General features: G+C 71.7%; 13 protein-coding genes and 1 pseudogene. 3 read left to right on the top strand and 11 right to left on the bottom strand.

Translation table 11 applies throughout. The features are described 5' to 3' along the window. Genes BMZ18_RS10275 through BMZ18_RS10245 form a run of 7 tightly spaced genes read right to left on the bottom strand, consistent with a single transcriptional unit; the run spans nt 1 to nt 9,464 of the window. Nucleotides 1-792 carry an enoyl-CoA hydratase family protein gene (locus BMZ18_RS10275; protein ID WP_068099554.1) on the bottom strand — a complete coding sequence of 264 codons (792 nt, stop codon included), beginning with the start codon at nt 790-792 and terminating at the stop codon, nt 1-3. Further along, nucleotides 792-1,952, bottom strand: a complete 1,161-nt coding sequence (locus BMZ18_RS10270) for an acyl-CoA dehydrogenase family protein (protein ID WP_068360802.1) — start codon at nt 1,950-1,952, stop codon at nt 792-794. The genes BMZ18_RS10275 and BMZ18_RS10270 overlap by 1 nt, the downstream gene beginning before the upstream one ends. Beyond that, nucleotides 1,949-4,069 carry an acetyl/propionyl/methylcrotonyl-CoA carboxylase subunit alpha gene (locus BMZ18_RS10265; protein ID WP_068360800.1) on the bottom strand — a complete coding sequence of 707 codons (2,121 nt, stop codon included), beginning with the start codon at nt 4,067-4,069 and terminating at the stop codon, nt 1,949-1,951. Before BMZ18_RS10265 ends, BMZ18_RS10270 begins: the two co-directional genes overlap by 4 nt. 4 nt (nt 4,070-4,073) lie before the next feature. Beyond that, on the bottom strand, nt 4,074-5,672 hold the full coding sequence (locus tag BMZ18_RS10260; protein ID WP_068099552.1) for an acyl-CoA carboxylase subunit beta: 1,599 nt from the start codon (nt 5,670-5,672) through the stop codon (nt 4,074-4,076). Beyond that, a complete protein-coding gene (locus BMZ18_RS10255; RefSeq protein WP_068360797.1) occupies nt 5,669-6,817 on the bottom strand; it encodes an acyl-CoA dehydrogenase family protein in 1,149 nt (382 codons plus the stop codon). Before BMZ18_RS10255 ends, BMZ18_RS10260 begins: the two co-directional genes overlap by 4 nt. Beyond that, entirely contained in the window at nt 6,814-8,574 is a 1,761-nt protein-coding gene (locus tag BMZ18_RS10250) for an acyclic terpene utilization AtuA family protein (protein ID WP_082894882.1), read from the bottom strand. The genes BMZ18_RS10255 and BMZ18_RS10250 overlap by 4 nt, the downstream gene beginning before the upstream one ends. A gap of 53 nt (nt 8,575-8,627) precedes the next feature. After that, entirely contained in the window at nt 8,628-9,464 is an 837-nt protein-coding gene (locus tag BMZ18_RS10245) for a TIGR03084 family metal-binding protein (RefSeq protein ID WP_068360791.1), read from the bottom strand. Nucleotides 9,465-9,707: 243 nt separating this feature from the next. Between BMZ18_RS10245 and BMZ18_RS10240 the strand changes: the two genes are divergently transcribed. Continuing rightward, nucleotides 9,708-10,517, top strand: coding sequence for a hypothetical protein (locus BMZ18_RS10240; RefSeq protein WP_068099548.1), 810 nt, complete (start codon nt 9,708-9,710; stop codon nt 10,515-10,517). An 18-nt stretch (nt 10,518-10,535) separates the two neighbouring features. On the opposite strand, the gene BMZ18_RS10235 is transcribed toward BMZ18_RS10240, so the two are convergent. From BMZ18_RS10235 to BMZ18_RS10225, 3 genes are all read right to left on the bottom strand, one after another. Then, entirely contained in the window at nt 10,536-11,531 is a 996-nt protein-coding gene (locus tag BMZ18_RS10235; RefSeq protein WP_068360788.1) for an aldo/keto reductase, read from the bottom strand. Nucleotides 11,532-11,577: 46 nt separating this feature from the next. Beyond that, nucleotides 11,578-12,513 (bottom strand): lysophospholipid acyltransferase family protein, encoded by a 936-nt coding sequence (locus tag BMZ18_RS10230; protein WP_068360785.1) that lies wholly within the window; start codon nt 12,511-12,513, stop codon nt 11,578-11,580. Between the two features lie 63 nt (nt 12,514-12,576). Further along, the gene (locus tag BMZ18_RS10225; RefSeq protein ID WP_211267460.1) at nt 12,577-13,647 is read right to left on the bottom strand and encodes a LacI family DNA-binding transcriptional regulator; all 1,071 of its coding nucleotides are present in this window, start codon (nt 13,645-13,647) and stop codon (nt 12,577-12,579) included. 70 nt (nt 13,648-13,717) lie between these two features. On the opposite strand from BMZ18_RS10225, the gene BMZ18_RS10220 reads away from it, so the two are divergent. Further along, nucleotides 13,718-14,965, top strand: a complete 1,248-nt coding sequence (locus BMZ18_RS10220; protein ID WP_068360782.1) for an MFS transporter — start codon at nt 13,718-13,720, stop codon at nt 14,963-14,965. Here the strand turns inward: BMZ18_RS10220 and BMZ18_RS10215 are convergent. Next, nucleotides 14,940-16,206, bottom strand: a pseudogene (locus BMZ18_RS10215) (MFS transporter). The gene BMZ18_RS10220 and the pseudogene BMZ18_RS10215 sit on opposite strands and share 26 nt — an antisense overlap. A 32-nt stretch (nt 16,207-16,238) precedes the next feature. Here BMZ18_RS10215 and aroQ point away from each other — a divergent pair. After that, nucleotides 16,239-16,724 carry a type II 3-dehydroquinate dehydratase gene (gene aroQ, locus BMZ18_RS10210; RefSeq protein WP_068360780.1) on the top strand — a complete coding sequence of 162 codons (486 nt, stop codon included), beginning with the start codon at nt 16,239-16,241 and terminating at the stop codon, nt 16,722-16,724. Nucleotides 16,725-16,778 lie beyond the last annotated feature (54 nt).

Here is a 16,778-nt window from a genome sequence, read left to right as displayed (position 1 = left end):
CTACCCCCTCACGACGGCCCAGGACGGTGGGCGCTTCTCCAGGAACGCCATCATCCCTTCCCGCGCCTCGGCCGACGCGAACAGGCGGGCGGAGTCCGCGGCGAGGGCGTCGGCGCGGCGATCGAACTCGTCGAGGACGGCGGCCGTGGTGAGCTTCTTCGTCTCGGCCAGGCCCTGCGGGGAGGACAGGCGGAACGACGCGAGCAGGGGCCGGGCCGCCGCCGCGGGATCGTCGGCCGTTTCGGTGATCAGGCCGTACGCGGCGGCCTCGGCCGGGCCCACCTTCTCTCCGGAGAGGAACAACCGACTCGCCGCCCGCGAGGTCAAGCGCGGCAGCACCGTCAGCGAGATGATCGACGGCGCCAACCCGAGCCGCGCCTCGGTCAGCGCGAACGTGCTGCGCGGCCCGGCGATCACGACGTCGCACGCCGCGATCAGGCCCATGCCACCGGCCCGGACGTGCCCGTCGATCAGCCCGACCACCGGGACGGGCGCCTCGACGACGGCGCGGAGCAACTCCACCATCTGCGCCGTCCGCGTGGCGGGGTCCGCGCCCGCCTCGGTGAGATCGGCTCCGGCGCAGAAGGTTCCACCGGTGTGCGTGAGCACCACGGCGCGGACGTCGGGGTCGGCCCCGGCCCGGCGCACCCCGTCAAGGACGCCGGCGACCAGGGCGGAGGACAGGGCGTTGCGGTTGTGCGGGCTGTCGAGCGTGAGGGTGACGACGCCCGCGTCCCGCTCCTCACCGACCGGCGGCGGGACGGGCGGCGACTCGAGTGACTCCGGTGCCATCAGTAGCTCTTCGGCAGGCCCAGCGAGTGCTGGGAGACGAAGTTGAGGATCATCTCCCGGCTCACCGGAGCGACCCGGGCGATCCGAGCGGTGCCCAGCATCGACGCCAGTCCGTAGTCCGAGGTCAGGCCGGCGCCGCCGTGGGTCTGGATGGCCTGATCGAGCGCCTTGATGCTGGCCTCCGCGGCCGCGTACTTGGCCATGTTGGCGGCCTCGGCGGCCCCGAAGTCCTCACCGCTGTCGTAGAGCACGGCGGCCTTCTGCATCATGAGCTTGGCCAGTTCGAGCTCGATCTTGCACTGCGCCAACGGGTGCGCGATGCCCTGGTGGGCGCCGATGGGGGTCTTCCACACCTGCCGTTCCTTGGCGAACGTCACCGCGGCGTCGAGGGCGTAGCGGCCCATGCCGATCGCCATTGCCGCACCGAGGATCCGCTCGGGGTTGAGCCCGGCGAACAGCTGCGCAATCGCCGCGTCGGGCTCGCCGACCAGCGCGTCGGCCGGCAGTCGGACGTCGTCGAGGAACAGGGTGAACTGGTGGTCCGGCTCGACGATGTCCATGGCCATCGGCGTCGCGGTGAATCCCGGGGTGTCGGTGGGCACGATGAAGAGCGCCGGCTTCAGCCCACCCGTCGCCGCGTCCTCGGTGCGGGAGACCACCAACACGGCGTCGGCCTGGTCCACCCCGGAGATGTAGATCTTGCTGCCGCGCAGCACCCACTCGTCGCCGTCCCGACGCGCGGTGGTGGTGATCTTGTGCGAGTTCGACCCCGCGTCCGGCTCGGTGATACCGAAGGCCATGATCGCGGATCCGTCGGCGAGCCGAGTCAGCCAGTGCTGCTTCTGATCCGGGGTGCCGTACTTGGCGATGATCGTGCCGCAGATCGCCGGGGAGACCACCACGAGCAGCAAGCCGGCGCCGAAGGAGGACATCTCCTCCTGCACGAGGGCGAGCTCGTAGATGCCCGCCCCGCCGCCGCCGTACTCCTCCGGCAGGTTGACCCCGAGGAACCCGAGGGCACCGGCCTCCTGCCACAGCTCGGTGAGCGGCTCGCCGCGGCGCGCCTTCGGCAGCACGTAGTCCATGTAGTTGTGCCGCTTGCCCAGTCCCGCGACGGCGGCGCGCAGACTCTTCTGCTCCTCGGTCTCGACGAAGCTCACGACTGTTCTCCTTCTCGGGATTCGGCTGTATCGGTTGTCGGTGTCTCGGTTGTCACGGATTCGGGTTCGGCCACCACCGCGAGGACGGCGTCCACCTCGACCTGCTGTCCCACCGACACCGCCAGCTCGGTCACGACGCCGTCCGCGGGCGCCGTGACGGTGTGTTCCATCTTCATGGCCTCGAGCCACACGATCGGCTGCCCCGCCGTGACACGGTCGCCGACCGCAACGCCGAGCCGGACCACCGACCCGGGCATCGGCGCGACGAGCGAGCCTGCGGCGACGGTGGCGCTCGGATCGACGAATCGGGGGCGACGCTCCAGCGCCACCGGACCGAGCGAGGAGTGCACGGCCACCTGCGATCCGTGCACGAGCACGGTGAACGTCCGTCGCACGCCGCCGTGGTCGAGGACCACGGACCGCGCGTCGCCGCGCACCAGCGCGCAGTCGTCGAGATCGGTCACCAACCCGTCGCGGCCGAGGCGATACTCGACGACGACGTCCTCCCCGTCCACCGTGTAGGCCGTGCGTTGGGCAACCGACGGCAGGTTCCGCCATCCGCTCGGCAACGACCGGCCCACCGGGGCGGCGGCACGACGGCCCGCAGCCTCGGCCAGTGCGGCCGCGAGTGCGGACAGGCGGAGCTCGTCGCCCGCGACCAACGGCCGCGCCAGCGCGGCGAGCCCGTGCGTGGTGAAGAACGCGGTGTCGGTGTCACCGGCGAGGAACGCCGGGTGACGCAGAACCCGGACCAGCAGATCGCGATTGGTGCGCAGGCCGACGAGGACCGCCCGCTCCATCGCGGACGCGAGGACCGCCGCCGCGCGACGACGGGTGGGCGCGACCGCGATGACCTTGGCCAGCATCGGGTCGTAGTGCACGCCGACGACGCTGCCGCTCTCGACCCCGGAATCGACGCGCAGACCCTGAGCACCATCGGCACCACCAACACCACCCGCACCCGCGGCACCGGACGCCGGAACCTCGAACCGCACCGCGGACCCGAGGTCCACCTCGTGCAGGGTGCCGCTCTGCGGCTGCCAGTCCCGCGCCGGGTCCTCCGCGTAGAGACGCACCTCGATCGCGTGTCCGGTGGTGGGCGGCGGCTCGGCCGGCAGCGCGCCCCCGGCGGCGACGTGCAGTTGCAGCGACACCAGGTCGAGTCCGGTGGTGCACTCGGTGACCGGATGTTCCACCTGCAGACGGGTGTTGGTCTCGAGGAAGTAGAACTCGCCGCGCTCGTCGGCGAGGAACTCGACGGTTCCGGCGCCCTCGTAGTCGATGGCGGTGGTGGCGGCGCGGGCGGCCTCGAAGAGCCGTTCCCGCATGCCCGGAGTGCGCTCGACCAGCGGTGAGGGCGCCTCCTCGATCACCTTCTGATGGCGACGCTGGATGGAGCATTCCCGCTCCCCCACGGCCCAGACGGTGCCGTGACGGTCGGCCATGACCTGGACCTCGATGTGTCGACCCGTCTCGAGGTAGCGCTCGCAGAACACGGTGGCATCGCCGAACGCGGACAACGCTTCCCGCGCCGCGCCCTCGATCTCGCCGGGAAGCGAGGCGAGGTCGCGCACCACGCGCATGCCGCGGCCGCCGCCGCCCGCCGACGCCTTCACGAGGACGGGCAGATCGGCGTCGGTGACCGTCGCGGGATCGAGCCGGTCGAGCACGGGCACGCCCGCGTCGCGCATCATCGCCTTCGATTCGACCTTCGAGCCCATGATCTCGATGGCCTTCACCGGCGGTCCGATCCAGACCAGGCCGGCATCCTGCACCGCGCGGGCGAACTCGGCGTTCTCGGAGAGGAATCCGTACCCCGGGTGGATCGCATCGGCGCCGGCGCGGCGCGCGGCGTCGATGACGAGGTCACCGCGCAGGTACGTCTCGGCGGAGGACAGCCCCGGCAGTCGCACCGCGGCGTCCGCCTCGGCGACGTGCGGGGAGTCGGCGTCGGCGTCGGAGAACACGGCGACGGTGCCGATGCCCTCGCGTCGGCACGTGGCGAACACCCGGCGGGCGATCTCGCCGCGGTTGGCCACGAGCACCCGAGTGACCGGGGTGTCGGGATCGGGGGGCGTCGTGGGTGTCGTGGGCGTCGCGCCCGTCGGTGCAGTCATGGCGTCACATCCGGAAGACACCGAACTCGGCGGTGCCCTCGATCGGGGCGGAGGCGATGGCCGACAGGCACATCCCCACCACCGTGCGGGTGTCTCGGGGATCGATGACGCCGTCGTCGTACAGGCGGCCCGAGAGGAACATCGGTACCGACTCGGCCTCGATCTGGTTCTCGATCATCGCGCGCAGGCCGGCGTCGGCCTCCTCGTCGAACGCCTGCCCCCGCGCTTCCGCGGCGGCGCGGGAGACGATGGAGATGACGCCCGCGAGCTGCGCGCCGCCCATGACGGCGGACTTCGCGCTGGGCCAGGCGAACAGGAAGCGCGGGTCGAACGCGCGCCCGCACATGCCGTAGTGGCCGGCGCCGTAGGACGCGCCGAGGAGCACGGAGATGTGCGGGACGGTGGAGTTGGAGACGGCGTTGATCATCATCGCGCCGTGCTTGATCATGCCGCCTTCCTCGTACTCGCGGCCCACCATGTAGCCGGTGGTGTTGTGCAGGAACAGCAACGGGGTGTTCGACCTGTTGGCCAGCTGGATGAACTGGGTGGCCTTCTGCGACTCCTCGCTGAACAGCACGCCACGCGCGTTGGCGAGGATGCCGACCGGGAAGCCGTGCAGCTCAGCCCATCCGGTGACGAGCGACGATCCGTAGAGCGGCTTGAACTCGTCGAACTCGCTGTCGTCGACGATGCGCGCGATCACCTCGCGGGGATCGAAGGGGATCTTCAGGTCCGCGGGGACGATCCCGAGCAGGTCCTCCGCGTCGTACCGCGGCGGCAGCACCTCCGCGCGAGGTGCGGGGCCGGCCTTGCGCCAGTTCAACCGGGCGACGATGGAACGCCCGATGCGCAGCGCGTCCTGCTCGTCGACGGCGAGGTGATCCGCGAGGCCCGACGTCCGCGCGTGCATCCGTGCGCCGCCCAAGGATTCGTCGTCGGTCTCCTCGCCGGTGGCCATCTTCACCAGCGGCGGACCGGCCAGGAACACCTTCGACCGCTCCTCGATCATCACGACGTGATCGGACATACCGGGGATGTACGCACCGCCGGCGGTGGAGTTGCCGAACACCAGCGCGATCGTCGGAATGCCCGCGGCGGAGAGCCGAGTGAGGTCGCGGAAGATGCGGCCGCCGGGGACGAACACTTCCTTCTGGGTCGGAAGGTCCGCGCCGCCGGACTCGACCAGCGAGATCACCGGCAGGCGGTTCTGCAGCGCGATGTCGTTGGCGCGCAGCGTCTTGCGCAGCGTCCAGGGGTTGCTGCTGCCGCCGCGGACAGTGGGATCGTTGGCAACGATCAGGCACTCGGTTCCGCTGACGACGCCGATGCCGACGACGACGGACGCGCCGACCGGGAAGTCCGACCCCCAGGCCGCCAACGGGCACAGCTCGAGGAACGGTGCATCCTCGTCGACGAGCAGTTCGATCCGCTCCCGCGCGGTGAGCTTGCCGCGCGCACGGTGCCGGGCGACGTACTTCTCTCCGCCGCCGGCGAGGGCCTTGGCGTGCTCGGACTCGACCTCACCCAGCTTGGCGCGCATGGTGTCCGCGGCGGCGGCGAACCCGTCGCCCGCGACGTCCAGCCGCGAGACCAACGCCGTCATGCGGTGTAGCCCAGACGCTTCGCGGCCAGCGAGGTCAGGATCTCGGTGGTGCCGCCGCCGATGCCGATGATGCGCATGTCGCGGTACTGCCGCTCCACCTCGCTCTCCGCCATGTAGCCGAGCCCGCCGAAGAGTTGGACAGCCTGCGAGGCCACCCACTCGCCGGCTTCGACAGCGGTGTTCTTCGCGTGGCACACCTCGGCGATCCCGTCCGTCTCGCCTGCGACGTAGCGGTCCACCAACGCGCGGGTGTAGGTGCGGGCGACGTCGATCCGACGATGCATCTCGCTGAGCGTGTTCTGCACCGACTGGCGGGCGATCAGCGGCTTCCCGAAGGTGCGTCGGTCACGGGTCCAGGCCGCGGTGAGGTCGAGGCACCGCTGCGCGGACGAGTACGCCTGCGCCGCGAGCGCCACCCGCTCGGAGACGAACGCCTGCGCGATCTGCCCGAACCCGGAGTTCTCCGCCCCGACGAGGTTGCGCACCGGCACCCGGACGTCGGTGAAGGACAGCTCCGCGGTGTCGGAGGCGCGCCAGCCCATTTTGTCGAGCTTGCGGGACACCTCGAAACCCGGTGTCCCACGCTCGATCACGAGCAGCGACACTCCCGCGGCGCCGTCGCCACCCGTCCGGACCGCGGTGACCACGAAGTCGGCCCGGCAGCCCGAGGTGATGTAGGTCTTGGACCCGTTCACCACGAACTCGTCACCGTCGCGCACCGCTCTCGTGGTCAGGTGACCCACGTCGGAGCCGCCGCCCGGCTCGGTGATCGCGAGCGACCCGATCGCCTCGCCGGCCAGCGTCGGTCGGACCCAGCGGTCGACCTGGTCGGGGTCCCGCGCGCCGACGAGGTGGGGCAGCGCGATCCCGCACGTGAAGAGGGACGCGAACACGCCGCCCGAGGCGCCCGCCTCGTGCATCTCCTCGCAGATGACGGTGGCGTCGACGACGGTGCCGCCCTCACCCCCGACCGCCTCGGGGAACGGCGCCCCGAGCAGGCCCAACTCGGCGGCCGCGCGGTGGAGGCTGCGCGGGATCTCCCCGTCGCGCTCCCACTCGGCCTGGTACGGCGCGACGTCGCGGTCGACGAACGCGCGGACGGTCTTGCGGAGCTGCTCGCGCTCCGGTCCTCCCCAGGGGGTCATGCGGGTGCTCCTGATGTGGTGGTGTCCTGTGCAGTGGTGTCCTGCGCAGTGGTGTCCTGCGCAGTGGTGTCCTGTGCGGTGGGGTCCTGTGCGGCGCTCTCGCGCACCAGATGTCGGGGGATCGGGACGTGCCGGGATCGCAGCCACTCCCCGAGTCCCTTGGCCTGAGGATCGAAGCGCGCGCCGGACGCGACACCGGCGCCCAGCAGGCCGTGCACGACGACGTTGATCGCCCGCAGGTTCGGGAACTCGTACCGGTGCAGGGTCAGTGTTGCCGTCTCGGGCAGCAGCTGCCGGATCGCGTCGACGGTGAGCCAGCCGCGGAGCCACTCCCACTCGGCGTCGGTCCGCACCCAGACGCCGACGTTGGCGTCGCCGCCCTTGTCGCCGCTGCGGGCCGCCGCGAGCGTGCCGAGCGGCAGCATCACCGTGTCGATATCGGATGGGCCGGCGGTGTCCGATCGGGCGACGAAGTCACCGGGCACGTCGGGATCGTCGGACACGGGGGTGATGACGGTCGGCGCCGGAATCGCCACCCGCGTGCCGTCGGGCAGTACGGCGGTGTGCTCGGGGACCGACTGCTCGACGTACCCGGCCTCGAAGACGCCGTAGGGCGACCCGTTCCCCGGCGGCGCGGTGACCGCGAAGCCGGGGTAGCTGGCGAGAGCCAGTTCGATGGCCGCACCCGAGAATCGCCGCCCGACGACGGCCGGGTCGGGGTCGCGGACGACCACGCGCAGCAGGGCGCTGGCCGCTTCCTCGGTGTCGGAGTCGGAGTGATCGGTGCGGGCGAGGGTCCACTCGACCTGCGCGGGCGGCGGCACCAGCGCGTCGGTGAGCTGTGCCCGGACCAACGCCGCCTTGGCGTCGACGTCGAGCCCGGTGAGCACGAACGTCGTCTCGTTCCGAAATCCGCCCACCGTGTTGCGGGAGACCTTCAACGTCGGCGGCGGCGCCTCGCCCCGCACACCCGCGATCCGCACGCGGTCGGGGCCGTCGTCGCTCAGGGCGACGGTGTCGAGTCGGGCGGTGGCGTCCGGTCCAAAGTAGCGCGGCCCGGTCACCTCGTACATCAGCTGGGCGGTGACGGTCCCGATCGTCACCGCGCCTCCGGTTCCGGGGTGCTTGGTGATCACCGACGATCCGTCGGCGTCGATCTCGGCGATCGGAAAGCCGGGCCGACGGAGGTCGGGGACGTCGGTGAAGAAGGAGTAGTTCCCGCCGGTGGCCTGGGTGCCGCACTCGATCACGTGCCCGGCGACCACGGCGCCGGCCAGAGCGTCGACGTCGTCACGGGTCCATCCGAACCGCGCGACCGCGGGTCCGACGACGACGGACGCGTCGGTCACGCGTCCGGTCACCACCACCTGCGCTCCCGCGTCCAGGCAGCGCGCGATGCCGAAGGCACCGAGGTAGGCGTTGGCGGTCAGCGGCGAGCCGAGCCCCAGTGCGTCGGCGCGGTCGAGCAGATCGTCCCCCTCGACGTGAGCGACGGCGACCGTGATGCCGAGGCGGTCCGCCAGGGCGCGGATCTCGTCCGCCAACCGCGCCGGTGCGAGACCACCGGCGTTGCTGACGAGCGTCACCCCGCGCTCGACGGCGGTGCCGAGACAGTCCTCGAGTTGCCGCAGATAGGTCTTGGCGTAGCCGCGGGTGGGATCCTTCAGGCGGTCGCGGCCGAGGATCAGCATGGTCAGCTCGGCCAGGTAGTCGCCGGTGAGGACGTCGAGCTCGCCCCCGTCCAGCATCTCGCGCATGGCCGAGAACCGGTCGCCGTAGAACCCGGAGCAGTTGCCGACGCGCAGGGCGGTCACGGTGCCGTCCCCGCGGTCTCCGCCGTCTCCGTTCGCGGGGCACGCCCGCTACCCGGCGCCCCGGCGAAGGCCTGCGCGATCGTCAGCCATTCCTCGGCGTCGCCGCCGCGGGTGACCAGCGCGGTGTCGTCGCGGTGGACACGCTGGGTCACGAGCAGGCAGAAGTCCAGAGCGGGTCCGCTCACCCGCTGGTCCGCGTCGTCCGGTCCCCAGGTCCATTCCGAGCCGTCGGGCGCGGTGAGGGCGACGCGGACGGGCGCGGCCGGCGCCGGGCGACCGCGGAGCGAGTAGGCGAACTCGCGCGTCCGCACACCGAGGTGGGCGACGTGGCGCAGGCGGGCGGTCGGTTCGCGAGGCACCCCGAGGGCGTCGGCGACGTCCTGTCCGTGCGCCCAGGTCTCCATGAGTCGGGCGGTGGCCATGGACGTCGCGCTCATCGGCGGGCCGAACCAGCGGATACGCGTGCCGGCCGGGACGTCCGGCAGAACGGTGAGCAGTTGCGAGCGCCCGAGACGCCACCGGGCCAGCAGCGTGCTGGGCTGCTCACCCGCGAGATCCGCGGCAGCGGCGTCGACGAAGCCCGCCGGATCGGCGAGCGCCTCGGCGATCACGGCGTCGAACGCCGCGGCGGCGTCCTCGTCGCCCGCGGACCCTGCCGCGGTCAACGCCGCGACGTGATCGGTCCAGTGCAGGTGCGCGATCTGGTGGGCGACGGTCCAGCCGTCGGCGGGAGTGAGCGTGCGCCACCCCGCCTCGTCGACGTCGGTGAGCAGGTCGTCGAGGGCGTCGCCCTCGGCGCGGAGGTCCGCCAGCACGGCGGCCGTGTCGGCCATGTGAGCACCGTGCCAGCGACGATTGAAAAAAGCAAGCACGCTTGCTTTGTTAGGACGACACGCTGTTCTTGTGATCCATCACAGAACCTTGACGGGGCCCACTCTTCCCCTCCCGCCGGGACGAAGTCCTGGTTTACGGTGACCGGACCGGGCAGTCCGCCCCTATACCGCATGACCCCTCGGCACGCCCACCGACGCGCCGAGCGCACCGATCGAGCATGACCTGAAGGGAACGGGACCGACATGGCACCAGGACCGGAGGGCATTCCCCAGCCCTTTCCCCAGCCCCTCCCGCAGACCTACCCTCAGAGCTACGGGCAGGGCGGCGCGTTCGGCGGCGCGGGTGCGTTCGGCACCGCGTTCACCCCGTCCGCTCCCTCACGGGCGTACGCGTCCCCCCGCCCGGAGTCCTACCCCTCGGCGGACTCCGTCGCGGACATCGGTAGTGACCCGCGCGACGAACGGGACGACGACGCCCCTCGCGGCCTGCTGGAGAGCCGGTACGAGTGGATCGTCGGAATGATGTACTCGTTCACCGACGAGCGGGTGGTGCGCGTCCTCATCGCGCTGTTCACCGCGGGTATGGGCGTGTGCGCGACCCTCGAAATCCTCTTCGGCTTCGGCGCGCGCACCCAGCCGGCCCTCGGCATCCAGATCGGCTGTGGTGTCTTCGCGTTCACCGCCGCGCTGTGGTGGCTGGTGATCTCCTGGCCACGCCTCTGGACCCTGTTCGTCTTCGTGGTCCTGGCCGACATCGGTATCGTCGCCGCCAACCTGACGGCGGACATGCCCCCCGAGTTCGCGATCGGCAAGACCGCGTTCCTCGCGGTCCTCGGTCTGGTCGCAGGAATTTTCCTCGACCGCTGGATGCTCGCGACGCACATGGTGCTCAGCGCCGGCGGCGTGACGGCCATCATCGGGTGGAAGTTGTTCACCACGGACGTGCCCGTGCTGGGGGCCATGGTGGTGTGGGTCCCGGTAGTGGCGCTGACCATTGCCATCCCGGTCCTGCTCTACACCTTCGTCCGCGCCGTGCGGCTCGACCAGAACTAGAGACGCGGTCGACCGCACCTAGTCGTCGATACTCGACATGTCTCCGTAGCGCGCCCCCACGACGGCCGACGCCGGCACCGCGGCCTCCAGCTCGTCCAGGATCTCCTGGGTGGCGGCCACGTCCAGGGCGCCGATGTTCTCCTCGAGATAGCGCACCCGCTTGGTTCCGGGGATCGGCGCGACGTCCGCACCCTGCGCCAGCACCCACGCCAACGCCAGCTGACCGGCCGTGCAGCCGAGCCGGTCCGCGATGGTCCGCACCTGCGCGACCAGCGCCAGGTTGGCCTCGAGCGCCTCGCCCTGGAACCGCGGGAAATACGACGTCCGGCGCGAATCCTGCTCGGCCAGCTGCGACTCCTTCTCGATGGCTCCGGTCAGCAGCCCGCGGCCGAGCGGCGAGTACGGCACCAGACCGATGCCCAATTCCCGCAACGTCGGGAGCACCTCGGCCTCGATGTCGCGGGTGAAGAGGGAGTACTCCGTCTGCACCGCGGTGATGGGGTGAACGGAGTGCGCGCGGCGAATGGTGGCCGCCGACGCCTCGGACAGACCCAGATGGCGCACCTTGCCGGCCTGGACCAACTCCGCCATGGCCCCGACGGTGTCCTCGATCGGAACCGACTTGTCCACCCGGTGCTGGTAGTACAGGTCGATGTGGTCGACGCCGAGGCGCGACAGCGACGCGTCGCACGCCGACCGCACGTACTCGGGGCTGCCGTTGATGCCGAGCCTGGTGCCGTCGGGCAGACGCTCGTTGCCGAACTTCGTGGCCAGCTGCACCTCGTCGCGTCGCCCGGCGATCGCCTCGCCGACCAGTTCCTCGTTGACGAACGGGCCGTACATGTCGGCGGTGTCGAGGAAGGACACGCCGAGGTCGAGGGCGCGGCGGATGGTCTCGATGCCGGACGCCCGGTCGGTCTCGCCGTAGAACTCGGACATGCCCATGCAGCCGAGTCCGAGGGCCGACACCGTGAGGGCCGACTGCGTGCCGAGCGTGCGCTGCGAGAGGGTCATACCGTCCACAGTAGGCCGGGTCCGTCGGCCCCGGCTCGTGCCTCGTCTAGCGGAACAGCGGCCACTTCCGCTTGCGCGCCAGCTGGTCCATCCCCTCCTGGATGGTGCGCCGGACCTCCTCGTACTTGGCCTGCACGTAGTCCTCGTCGTCGACGAGCGCGAGGTCCGGCTCGACCGTGACCGCGGGCATGAAGCGGGTGCGGATCTTCGCCGGCAGCGGGATCTGCGGGAGGGCGGCGGGCGCGACGATCCACGGCAGCGACACGGCGATCGGGAAGACCTTCAGACGGGCGATGCGGTCGAGTCGGAGCGTCCGCGACAGGCGGTCCCCCTTGATGAGAACCGGCATCGCGTCGCCGCCGCCCACGGTCGCGATCGGCACGATGGGGACCCCGCACCGGATGGCGAGTTTCACGAATCCGGTGCGCCCGGCGAGCGTCGCCACGTCGCGGTCGCGCCACGGACGAAGCGAGTCGACCTCCCCGCCCGGCCAGACGATGACGTCGCGGCCCGCGGCCAGCGCGGTCGCCATGGAATCGGGAGCGGCCGGGAGAACTCCCATCGAGCGGAAGAGCCCGCCGATGAGCGGGAAGGCCATCAGCGCGTCGTGCGCGGTGCCGTGCAGGGGCCGATCCGGGCCGAACCGCCGCCACCACTGCGCCCCGACCGTCCACGCGTCCCAGACGAACGGTGCGCCGGTGTGCACTCCGACGAGGAGGACGGGCGCGTCGGGGACGTTCTCCCACCCGTCGATCTCCATGCGGAAGTACTTGTCCACGAGCGGGTTCCACAGCCGCTCCTGCTTGCGCATGCGGTCGATGTCCTGGTCGTCCAGATCCCAGTCGCCCGCGCGGGAGGCGACCACGCCGGACAGACCACCCGACTGCGCGGCACGCTTGTCCTTCATGTGCAGGCGCGCGGCGGCGGCCACCCGCTCGGCCTGATCCGCCACCTCGGTGTCCCGCTCGGTGCTCTCGCTCATGACGGGCGAACCTACTCCCGGCGAGCCGGGGCCGTGGGGGGTTCGGCGATGCGTGGTGACGGGTCAGGAACGGGTGGACGAGCGGGTGACGAGGCTCCAGTGCGCCGTCGTGTCGACCTCGGCACCCAGCGCGATGCGTGCGGCGATGCGGCCCTGCTCGTGGAGCGATTGCGCCACGGTGGTCAGACCGGCATCGGCCGCCTCGGTCGAGTCGTCCCAGCCCACCACCGAGACCGCGCCCGAGGCGACGTCGGCGCCCAGCTCGACCATCGCCCCCAGCGCCAGCTCGTCGCTCATGGCGAGCACGGCATCGGGACGGTGCACGTCCCGGTACTCGGTCACGGCGCGGCGTCCCTCGGCGCGGAAACTGCCCGCCCCGAACACCACCGGGACCTCCGCCCACGACAGACCGGCGGCCTCGGCCGCGGTGCGGTACCCGCGGAGTCGGTGGCGGGTGACGGGGAAGGCGACGCGATCGGGATCGGGACCGTGGACGACCTCGCGACGCCGGCCGCGATCGGCAGGGAACGACAGGACCATCGGCCGTCGGGCCCCGCGCAGTCCCTCCCGCGCCACCGCCTCGGCGGCCGCGGTGTCGTCGATGGTGACCACGGCCGCCCCGGCGTCGGCGGGCCCGCCCTGCACGCAGACCGGCCGGCCCGTCGCGACGGCGGCGGACAGCGCCGGGTCGTCGTACACCGTCGTCCAAAAGACGTACCCGTCGACGGCGGCGTCACGGACCCGGTGCACCGCGACGCCGTCCCGCGCGTTCGGCAGCAGCACGAGGCCGGTGTCGGTGTCCAGGCAGGCGTCGGCGATGCCGGAGAAGAACCGGCGCGCGTGCGGATCGTCGAACGCGAACGTCAGGGTCTCGGTGAGCACCACCGCGAGATCGTTGGTGCGGCCGCGGCGGAGCGACTGCGCGCCGCGGTGGGGTCCGGTGTAGCCGAGCGTGTCCGCGGTGGCCAACACGCGCCGTCGGGTCTCGTCGGACACCCGGTCCGGCCGGCCGAAGGCGTAGGAGACGGTCATGACCGACACGCCCGCGGCGGCCGCGACGTCGGCCATCGTCGGCGCACGGCGGCGCGGATCCGACGGCGCGGATCCGGAGTCGGGGGGTCGAGAATCGGACATCGCGCCGACTGTACCGGGCCCGCGGTGGCCGTCGTCTGCCCTGCTCCGCAGCCTGTGTATCGTTACACACATGCTCACCGGTTCCCCCGCGCCCGCCGGCGCGCAGCGATCCTCAACCCCCGCTCTGCTGGTCCTGGCGGCGACGGCGTTCGTCTACGTCACCGCAGAGACGTTGCCGGTGGGCCTGCTGCCGGAGATGTCGGGCGACCTCGGCGTGAGCGAGGCCGCCGTCGGCCTGCTGCTGACCTTCTACGCCTACGCCGTCGCCGTGGTCACGCTTCCGCTCATGGCCGCCGTCCGGTCGTGGAATCGCCGCACGGTCGTCGTCGGGACCGCCGCCGCGCTGGCGGTCTCGCAGTTGGTGTCGGCCGTCGCCGTCGGCTACCCGATGCTCGTGGCGGCCCGCTTGATCTGCGCGGCCACGCACGGAGTGTTCTGGGCGGTGGTCGCTCCGGTCGCGGCGTCGCTGGTGGTGCCCGGCCGTCGCGGCAAGGCCATCGCCCTGGTCTACGCGGGCACGTCGCTCGCGCTGGTGGCGGGCAATCCGCTCACCTCCGCGCTGGGTCAGTGGGCGGGGTGGCGCGTCGCCGCCGCCACCCTCGGCGTGATCGGGCTGATCATCACCCTGGCGCTCGCCCGGTTGCTCCCCACTCTCCCCTCGGCGCCGCGGGCCGACCGTCGGACGAGCGGCGGACGGACCCGGGTGGCGCCGGCCCTCGTCCTGCTGTGCGGCGTGACGCTGCTGGCCGTCCTCGGCCACTTCGCGGGCTACACCTACTTCGCCCTGATCGTCGAGCGCGCGCTGGGATCGACGGGCGGGGCGGTGTCGGTGATGCTCTTCGTCTACGGCCTGGCCGGCGTGGTCGGCATCTGGCTGATCGGCCGCACGTACGACCGCCGGCCGTGGCTCTCGTCCGTGGTGGTCCTGTCGACGGTGACGGCCGCGGTCGGCGTCCTGCTGCTCCTGCTGGCGGTCCCGACGGGAGCCACTCCGGTTCTGGCCGTGGCCGCGATCGCGCTGTGGGGTCTGGCCTTCACGACGATTCCCGTGTGCATCCAGTCCGCCGTGCTGCACTCCGCACCCGCCGGATCGGCCGACGCCTACTCGGCCGTGTACGTCGTGACGTTCCAGGTGGGCATCGCCACGGGCGCGCTCATCGGCGGCGGCCTGATCGACGCCCTGTCGATCACCGCGGTCCTGGTGTTCGCGGTCGCCGTCCTGATCCCGGCCACGGTGGCCGTCGTCGCCGGACGGTCGGCGTTCCCGGCCCCCGCACGAACCTCCGCGCCGGCTAGTGCCCCCGCATCCGTGCCCTGACCTCCCGCAGGGTCCGGGGCCGGACACCCGACTCGCGACGCGCCTTGCGTCGGCAGATCACCACGCCCGTCGCGGCGACGATCCACACGACGTACTGGGTCGACCACGCCACCCGGAACGCGTCGACGCTGTAGCCGCCGAACGCATTCAGGATCGCGCCCATGGCCTGCATGACGAGCAACGACGCGAGGAAGCCGCCGATGTTGACCATGCCCTGGGCGGTGCCCAGGGCGACGGACGGGTTGAAGGTGCGGGCGTAGTCGAACCCGATGGCCGAGCCCGGACCGCCGACGGAGATCACCACGATCAGCAGGACCAGCAGCCACAGCGGCGCCGGTCCGGGCAGCGCGAGCACGATGCCCCACATCACGGCGTTCGAGGCCATGATCGCCAACACCATCCAGGACCGCCGCATCGGATAGCGGCCGCTGAGCATCCCCACCACGATGCCCGCGACGATGGCCGACACCACCGACACGGTGAGCAGCGCACCGGCCGTCGCCGAGGACAGCCCCTGCGCCGAGGTCAGGAACGGCACGCCCCACATGAGGGCGAAGATCGTGATGGAGAACTGGGTGCCCATGTGGGAGAAGAAGCCCAGGCGGGTGCCCGGGCGGGACCAGACCGTGCGGATCGAGGCCATCGTGTCCCCGAACGTCACCCGCGGTCCGGTGACCTGCGCGCCCTCGGGAGCGTTCGAGACCACGGCGAACACGGCGACCGCGACGAGCACCCCGCTCGCCGACGCCGCACCGTACGCGGCGGTCCATCCGACGTCGTGGAGCACGAGGACGAAGGGCACCGCCGAGAGCACCTGGCCGAACTGACCGAGAATGCCCGTGAGCTGCGAGACGACGGGCACCTGCCGCGGGCCGAACCACTGCGGCACCAGGCGCAGCACCGAGATGAAGGTGACGGCGTCACCCACCCCGACCACCGCCCGCGCCGCGACGGCGACGGGCAGGGATTCGGTGAGGGCGAGGGCCCAGTTGACCGGTCGCCATGATCAGAGCGCCGGCGACGATCATCGCGCGCGACCCGACGCGATCGAGCAGCACGCCGGCCGGGATCTGCATCGAGGCGTACACCACCACCTGCAGGACGACGAACGACGAGAGCAGGGACGGGCCGGCGGAGAAGCGGTCCGCGGCATCGAGTCCGGACACCCCGAACGACGTTCGGTGCAACACCCCCACGGCATAGGCGAGGACACCGGTTCCCCAGACGATCCATGCACGCATGCCGCTCAGTGTCCCGGGTAGAGTTCGGCCCCATGACCGACGGTGCGCGGCTCCCCCGCACGATCCTGGTGCTCAACGGCCCCAACCTGAACATGCTGGGTACGCGCCAGCCCGAGGTCTACGGATCGGACACGCTCGCGGACGTCGTGACGCTGTGTCGACGCACCGCCGAACCGCACGGGGTGGTCGTCGAATCGGCGCAGTCCAACCACGAGGGCGAGCTCATCGATTGGATCCACGGCGCGCGCGGGACCGCCGGGGGCATCGTGATCAACCCGGGCGGGCTCACCCACACGTCGGTGGCGTTGCGGGACGCGCTGGTGATTCCGGAGGTTCCCGTGATCGAGGTGCACATCTCGAACGTCCACGCGCGCGAGGAGTTCCGGCACCACAGCTTCGTCTCGCCGATCGCGACGTCGGTGATCGCCGGCTGCGGCATCCGCGGGTACGCCTACGCCGTCGAGGAGCTGTGCCGGCACCTCCACACCGGTGAGCGTCCGCACGGAGACGCCGCGTGAGCGCCGCGTCTCCCGAGTCCGCCGCAGCACCCGACGCCGCCGCATCGCTCGCCG

Origin of the sequence: Rhodococcoides kroppenstedtii (assembly GCF_900111805.1) — a bacterium.
Classification (GTDB): domain Bacteria; phylum Actinomycetota; class Actinomycetes; order Mycobacteriales; family Mycobacteriaceae; genus Rhodococcoides; species Rhodococcoides kroppenstedtii.
The sequence above is the reverse complement of the archived record's forward strand: the minus strand, read 5'-3'. Positions and strand labels throughout refer to the sequence as shown.